Origin of the sequence: Streptococcus sanguinis SK355, from assembly GCF_000212855.1 — a bacterium.
Classification (GTDB): domain Bacteria; phylum Bacillota; class Bacilli; order Lactobacillales; family Streptococcaceae; genus Streptococcus; species Streptococcus sanguinis_A.
Window position 1 is genome coordinate 339,588 of sequence record NZ_GL890993.1, and the last position, 6,990, is coordinate 346,577.

The 6,990-nt window shown below is 33.0% G+C and carries 8 protein-coding genes; 2 read left to right on the forward strand and 6 right to left on the reverse strand.

What is annotated here, in order from left to right; genetic code table 11:
• Nucleotides 1-51 precede the first annotated feature (51 nt).
• Nucleotides 52-966, reverse strand: a complete 915-nt coding sequence (locus tag HMPREF9389_RS09610) for a hypothetical protein (protein ID WP_002928111.1) — start codon at nucleotides 964-966, stop codon at nucleotides 52-54.
• A 1,088-nt stretch (nucleotides 967-2,054) separates the two neighbouring features.
• Between HMPREF9389_RS09610 and HMPREF9389_RS09605 the strand changes: the two genes are divergently transcribed.
• Nucleotides 2,055-3,113, forward strand: coding sequence for a TIGR00341 family protein (locus tag HMPREF9389_RS09605; protein ID WP_002928112.1), 1,059 nt, complete (start codon nucleotides 2,055-2,057; stop codon nucleotides 3,111-3,113).
• A 114-nt stretch (nucleotides 3,114-3,227) separates the two neighbouring features.
• On the opposite strand, the gene HMPREF9389_RS09600 is transcribed toward HMPREF9389_RS09605, so the two are convergent.
• From HMPREF9389_RS09600 to HMPREF9389_RS09580, 5 genes are all read right to left on the reverse strand, one after another.
• Complete coding sequence (locus HMPREF9389_RS09600; RefSeq protein ID WP_002908609.1) at nucleotides 3,228-3,431, reverse strand: CsbD family protein; 204 nt, start codon at nucleotides 3,429-3,431, stop codon at nucleotides 3,228-3,230.
• A 76-nt stretch (nucleotides 3,432-3,507) separates the two neighbouring features.
• Nucleotides 3,508-4,098, reverse strand: a complete 591-nt coding sequence (locus HMPREF9389_RS09595; RefSeq protein WP_002928115.1) for an Asp23/Gls24 family envelope stress response protein — start codon at nucleotides 4,096-4,098, stop codon at nucleotides 3,508-3,510.
• Nucleotides 4,099-4,116: 18 nt separating this feature from the next.
• A complete protein-coding gene (locus HMPREF9389_RS11525) occupies nucleotides 4,117-4,290 on the reverse strand; it encodes a DUF2273 domain-containing protein (RefSeq protein WP_002928117.1) in 174 nt (57 codons plus the stop codon).
• 11 nt (nucleotides 4,291-4,301) lie between these two features.
• Nucleotides 4,302-4,883, reverse strand: coding sequence for an alkaline shock response membrane anchor protein AmaP (amaP, locus tag HMPREF9389_RS09585; RefSeq protein WP_002928121.1), 582 nt, complete (start codon nucleotides 4,881-4,883; stop codon nucleotides 4,302-4,304).
• A gap of 56 nt (nucleotides 4,884-4,939) precedes the next feature.
• A complete protein-coding gene (locus HMPREF9389_RS09580) occupies nucleotides 4,940-5,179 on the reverse strand; it encodes a GlsB/YeaQ/YmgE family stress response membrane protein (protein WP_002928124.1) in 240 nt (79 codons plus the stop codon).
• 293 nt (nucleotides 5,180-5,472) lie between these two features.
• Between HMPREF9389_RS09580 and HMPREF9389_RS09575 the strand changes: the two genes are divergently transcribed.
• Entirely contained in the window at nucleotides 5,473-6,954 is a 1,482-nt protein-coding gene (locus HMPREF9389_RS09575; RefSeq protein WP_002928126.1) for a M protein trans-acting positive regulator PRD domain-containing protein, read from the forward strand.
• Nucleotides 6,955-6,990: the final 36 nt, after the last annotated feature.

The window sequence follows — 6,990 nt, forward strand, 5'->3', positions numbered from 1 at the left end:
TATTCGGGTTTCTCACCTTTTATTGGCTCACTTGGTCTTGCAAATTGCTTATCACCAGTCAACACCATAGTATCGGAGCATCCGCTTGCTGACCCGCATGCCATTGTACTGAATCAGCGAAATCCAGCGGTATTTGTCAATCAAATCCTTGGCGACCATGAAGAAGAGTCCTTGCGGCATAACTCCCAGACTTGACAGAACATAGCTGTCTACTCCGATTGTTACGGAGGAAACAGCATTGAAGAGTAAGTCTACCACACTATTCCTATAGTATTCGTCATATTTTTCCAAGTCAAGACTTTTATTCAAGGCTGCGATTAGTTCCCTTAAATTTGAGGAAGAATTATATAAGGTTTTAAAGGTGTCCACTTGATTTCTTAAATCTACTCCACTTCTACCAGCTTGTATTATCAAATGAGATGCTCTAAGTGCTGTCTGCGAAGCAGTCAAATCAAGTTCTTCTATATTGACAGCCTCCTTCAATAAATCAGCACTATCTTTTAGGGTTTTAACGGTATTGATAGTATTATAAATCAGTTCTCCCCTCTGAACCCCTCTTAGATAGGTATCGTAAGTGCGCCTGTCGTCATTGACAATCCAGGAACTGAAGTAGGTTTCGTTAGAATACTCTGGTACGACTTTCTCTAAAACACCTGTCTTGATATCCACGAAGTGAGACAAATACATATAGGCCGTCTCTTTTTCAAGAGTAGTCGCATTGGCATCGCGACCCATGTTTAACTTGGCCACCTCAAAAGCATAGTTCCATTGATTGGCCATGTTCTTAGCTTTTTCCTTTTCCTCCATCGCTTCTTTATCGACTGTCAGTTGATTTGCCACATCATTGACATATTCTTTTAAATCCCTATAAAATTGGTCGTCTTTCCGGTTTAATGACGTAAAATCATTGATGGACAAACCAACTTTTTGCAGGGAAGAGTCTACCAGATAGAGATTGGACAGCACTGTATCACTTATCTCCCCGTTCTGCGACTATTCCGCAAAAACAATCTGACTTGGCAAGACACCGCTCAAAGAGAAAAACAGAAGCAAAAGATACATTTGAACTTTTCTTATAATCGGCATAATCATACCCTCCTAATAATGAAAAGCAATGATGACACTTGAAAAACTGCTCCTACAATAACCTCCCTCCTAACTGCTAATTGTTTTCCAATCATCATCCCTAATATAAATATACAATGAAAACCCTTTCCTGTCAACGGTATCTTATACTTGCAAAGTACAAGAAAACAGCCCCCAGAGGGCTTTCACCCCAGATACACGGCATGCCAATTGTAGCAAAAAAAACGACCTCTAGCTTTACTCGGCTAGAGGTCTGGTTTACTTCGCTGGTATGAGAGCAATCAGTTCATCCAAAGTGTAACTGAATAACAATTTTCTATTTATTGTTTTTATTATTTTTTATAAACTTTTAATTCCTTCAACCGCTAATGATTTTCTTTTTATCTTAGCATTGGAAATCTCTATAGTATAATAAAGCACTATTGATTGAATTCTCGAAGTTTGAAAACCATCTAAAAGCTTCTACTTTCTATACTATCGTTACAATCAGGCAAGCTAAGCAGGCCTGTCTGACAATTCAACCAATATGTCAAGTAAAGCAACTACTTATGTATTACAAACAACTATACCAACAAAGTAAACTTAAAAGCGAATGAATTTGGTTTCCTTTCTCTCTATTTCTTTAACTCTATTATAGTACTCTATTTAGATTTTTGCAAGCGTTTACACATTGAAAATACAAAAATATTTTAAGAATTTTGAAAAAGTAGTTACACAAAGAAAAAATGCAGTCAAATTAGATGCTGTTTTGTTATTCGATTAATAATTCAGTATGTGTTGCTTTTTCAATCCAGTAAGAATGTTAAGAGTACTCTACTAAGAAATTTGATTCTAATCGTAATATTTTTATGTTAAAATAAATAACGGTTATCTACCTCTTCCAGTATTTTATTTGGAATATTACTTATTTCATTCATTGCTTCGCATGAATTTATAATTTAGAGAACTTTAATAAGGGGAATACTATTATGAGAAAAATTTTAAAAGAGGATAAACTTTATTCTTTAGTTGAATTCAGAGATAAGCTCTACGATGATTTAGATTTATCAAGAAGCGATTTAGCTACTTTGTTTTGTGCAATGTTGATTGCATCTATTGGCTTAAACATGGATTCCACTCCAGTTATCATTGGGGCAATGTTGATTTCTCCATTAATGACACCTATTATTGGAATTGGTTTTTCATTAGCAATACTAGATATGAAACTGCTCAGAAAGTCGTTTAAAATTCTTTCTATTCAAGTTTTCTTAAGCCTCTTAGCATCTACGATTTATTTTTTTATTTCTCCAATTTCTTATGCAAGTTCAGAAATTATTTCCAGAACTTCACCAACAATTTGGGATATAGTTATAGCTTTTGTGGGTGGGGTAGCTGGAGTTATTGGTGCACGAAAAAAAGAAGCAAATAACATTGTACCTGGAGTAGCTATAGCAACAGCTCTTATGCCCCCAGTATGTACTGCCGGCTATGCTATAGCAACGGGAAACTTTAAGTTTATGTTAGGAGCATCCTACTTATTTTTCATTAACTGTAGTTTTATTATGCTTGCTACATACATAGGGACGAACTTAACTATGGTAAAAAATCATTACATTAAAAACAATCAAGAAGCCTATAAAATGCGAAAAATATTAATTCTAGTTTCGCTGATTCTTATTATTCCAAGTTTGGTTTCAGCGACTACCTTAGTGAGAGAGACCTTAATCAATGAATCTATAAATAAATACTTATCTGATCAGTTTAAAGACAACACAATCCTACAAAAGAACTATGATAAAGAAGATAATACTTTAAAGTTAACTATTTCAGGGAACTATCTTTCAGATGAGGAATTGAAAGAAATTCTTAGTAAACAAAACGATTATGGTTTGAAAAATATTTCAATTCAAATTTCACAATTATCTAATGATCGATTGACTGAAAAAGACATAGTCGAGTATATTATTCAATATAAAAATGACCATGAACTTCAAAAAATTGATGAGGAGAAGGAGAAGAAAGAAACTCCAACTAAAAACAAGGAATAAGAACAATTTTCCTAGCCAAATACACAAAAAAAAGAGAGAACAGGATTTAATGTTCTCTCTTTTTAGTTACTATAGTTAACAAAGACTTTTTATAAGGAAAATCAACTATTGGTTTTATTTTTCGTCTTTTTTAACCATATTTTTAACGCCTTCGATTGCTCCTTCAACAGCATCTTTGGCATCTACTGCAACTTCTTTAACTTTAGAAACTACTTTTTCAGCAGCTCCTTCTTTTTCTGTTTTTTTATCACCAGTTAATTTGCCCAGTCCTTCTTTTACAGAACCTTTAGCTTGGTTGAATTTTTCTTCTGTAGACATAATTGATACCTCCGTTATTAGTTTCAATTTTTAAAGCAATGAAAGAATATAAGAATTCCTAATCTTAGTTAAAGAATTAACGAACGCGAGCTTTTTCATTTGATGCAGCGTCTTTAACAGCCTCTACACCATCGCCAACTTTTTCTTGAACAGCTGAGAAACCGCCGCTAATACCAGATTTTGCTTTTTCGAATTGCTCTGAAGCAAATTCGCCTGTTGATTCAGCAACGTCTGTTACACGATCTTGCAGGCTTACTGAGTCAGCTTCGTGTTGTTCTTTTGTTTTAATATCAACAACATTGACATTTACTTCAACAACTTCCAAATCAGTCATCTTAGAAACTTCTTCTACAACAACTTTTTTGATTTCCTCGTATAATGCAGGAACATTCTTTTGATATTCCACAACTACGTTCAAGTCAACAGCTACTTGTTCTTTACCAACTTCAACGTTAACGCCATGAGTCACGTTGTCAGAATTTACAATTTTATCTTTCAAGTTAGAGAAGAAGCCACCATCAACAGCCAGCAAGCCTGAAACCTTCTCTAAAGAGATACCAATGATTTTTTGAATGACCTTATCATCGTAAGTCAATTCACCTTTTACTTCGTGAGCTGCTTGAGCAACTTCTTTTTTTGCAACATCTTTAACATCTTTATTTGACATGTTAAACTCCTTTATTAACTAATTATTTAAATATATTATTTTTTGAATATAATATCCAATTCCTGCCCCTAGAGTAGCGCAAATCAAGACAAATAGAGTCTTAAAGAAGCCAAAGGATAGGATAAAACACGCTAGAATAATGCCTGCTAATCCAGACAAGATTGGATATTGATATTTTTTAAACCATTCCATTTTTTACTTCCTTACTTTACACGACTAGTAGTTTTTTTAGCCGCTTCTTTTGGCTTGAAGTCTGAGACAGAGATTTTAAGCTTGACATTATGATTGATTCCGAAGAATTCTGTCAATCCAGACGCAATTTCTTCTTGAATCAACTGACTTCTCTTGATGATGTTTTCCGAAGGAACGATTGCCCCTTTAACGGAAACCATGCATTTGTTTTTACCGCTATTTACTGAAACTGTAGGATCTTTAATTAAACCGTCTTCTGTTAACAGACTACGAACAAACCCTTCAATTGATGAATTTTTCAGCATCAGTTTCCCATCCGCATCAGCTAGCTGAATTTCCAAATGTCTCTTAGGATAAAAAACTATCACTAACATCAGTAGTAAGATTAAGCTTGCTAAAACCACAGTGCCCCAGAAAACATACCTAGAAAGATAGTAGCCCACAAAAGGAATCTGCTTCCAAGTGAATAATTTCCAACCGAAAATCTGGAGCCCCAGACCGCTAACTTTATGAAAATCTAGTAAAACAGGAATCAAAATTGTCAAGATTAAAATACAGAAAATAAGGGAAAGTATTTTTCTTGATTTTGACATATTGAATCCTCACATCATTAAATTTTAAATTGTACTTTGAAAAGTAAAAAGACTATTTATGCCTTTTTACCTACAAAAAATGATACAACAGCTACTACAATAACTGCACCAATGATAGAAGGAAGCAAGGCCATACCAGCCAAACTAGGACCCCAAATTCCCAAAAGCGACTGACCAACAGCAGAACCAACTAAACCTGCAACAACGTTTGCAATAACACCCATTGAGCCGCCTTTTTTAGTGATTGATCCAGCAATAAGACCAATAAGACCTCCAACAATAATAGACCAAAGCATATTGATTCTCCTTTCTAATTTTTTCTAAATCAAAATTGTTTAATAATATTTTTTACTATTATTTTTTGATTAATATAATTATATAATTTCCCAACTTGAAAGCATAATAATTCGGCTTGGTTTTCTTTCTGTATTTATGTATTGTAGATACATAAAATTAATAATTCCTTGTTCTATAAGCTTTTATCAGTATTTTTAGATATATTTTTGAGTTGTTAAATGAGGTTAAATGCATAAAATATGGTATAATTGCCTGATAATAAAAACACTATATAAAGAAAGATAATATTTTAATGCGGGAATTACTGTCTAAAAAGAGCCACAGACAATTAGAACTATTAGAACTACTATTTAAAAACAAACGCTGGTTTCATATTTCTGAGCTAGCTGAACTATTAAATTGTACAGAACGTTCAGTAAAAGATGATTTATCCCATGTCAAGTCCTCTTTTCCTCAATTGATTTTTCACTCGTCTACTAATGGCATACGTATCATTAATACCGATGATAGTGATATTGAGATGGTCTATCACCATTTTTTTAAGTATTCAACCCATTTTTCAATTTTAGAATTCATCTTCTTTAACGAAGGATATGAAACTGAGAATATTTGTAAAGAGTTTTATATAAGCTCTTCCTCACTCTATCGTATAATCAGTCATATTAACAAAATCATAAAAAAACAATATAATTTTAAGATTAGTCTCAATCCTGCTCGGATTATTGGAGATGAGATTGATATCCGTTATTTTTTTGCACAATATTTTTCGGAAAAATATTATTTTCTTGAATGGCCCTTTACAGATTTTTCAGTAGAACCTTTGTGTAAGCTGTTAGCACTTGTCTATAAAGAAACTGCATTCCCTGTTAATTTCGCAACTCAAAGAATGTTAAAATTGCTCCTGGTTACAAATTTATATCGAATAAAGTTTGGTCATTTCTTGGAAGTTGAGAAAGATTCTTTTAACAATCAATTGTTAGAATCTTTCATGCAGGCAGAAGGAATCGAAGACATTGTAGCGAGCTTTGATTCTGAATATCATATCTCTTTGAATAAAGAAGTGATAGGTCAACTATTTGTCTCCTATTTTCAAAAAATGTTTTTCATTGATGAAAATCTATTTATGAGCTGCGCAAAAACAGACAGCTATGTAAAAAATTCATATAAATTATTAAGTGATTTAATTGATCAGATAGAAAGCAAATATAATCTAAAAATAGACAATAATGACAATCTTATTTGGCATTTGCATAATACAGCACATCTGCACCGTCAGGAACTATCTACAGAATTTATTCTGTTTGATCAAAAAGGCAATACAATCAAGAACTTTCAAAATATTTTCCCTCAATTTGTTTCAGATATTAAAAAAGGGATTGAACATTATCTAGAGACTTTGGATATCCATAGCACACCAATGAAAGTCAACCATCTATCATATACTTTTATCACTCACAGCAAACATTTAGTGCTGAATCTTTTACAAAATCAGCCTAAATTAAAAGTATTAGTGATGAGTAATTTTGATCAGTATCATGCAAAATCAGTAGCGGAGACACTTTCTTATTATTGCAGCAACAATTTTGAGCTGGAGGTTTGGAGTGAATTAGAGTTATCACTTGATTCTCTAAAAGAATCACCTTATGATATCATCATTTCTAATTTTATTATTCCACCCATTGAGAACAAGAGACTGATCTATTCCAATAATATTAATACGGTCGCACTCATCTCCTTACTTAACGCAATGATGTTTATTCGCCTAGATGAGTGATTTAGACTATTTTTATAACAAAAAAACCGCAATCTA